Source organism: Tenacibaculum aiptasiae (assembly GCF_008806755.1).
GTDB lineage: Bacteria > Bacteroidota > Bacteroidia > Flavobacteriales > Flavobacteriaceae > Polaribacter > Polaribacter aiptasiae.
Genome location: NZ_WAAU01000053.1, coordinates 1 through 266 on the forward strand (window position 1 = coordinate 1; position 266 = coordinate 266).

Below are 266 nucleotides of genomic sequence, written 5' to 3' on the forward strand. Positions count from 1 at the left end.
ACAGAAACTTTTACAGGAATCAATGGGAAAGTAGGAGGAGTCACAGCTAGTGTTTTAACAAACGATACGTTAAATGGAACTTTATTGAACGTTTCAGAAGTTACTTTAACAGCAGGAGCTTCACCAACACCTCAAAGTGGAAGTATTGTAATAAACTCCGATGGAACAATAACTGTAAGTTCAGGAACTACAGCTGGTACTTATGATTATGAATATACCATCTGCGAGAAATTAAATCCATCAAACTGTAGTACAATTACAAGTAA

At 35.3% G+C, this 266-nt stretch carries 1 pseudogene; it reads left to right on the forward strand.

Features of this window, described 5'->3' with window-relative positions:
* A pseudogene (locus F7018_RS18620) lies at window positions 1-266 on the forward strand (hypothetical protein); the annotation flags it as partial.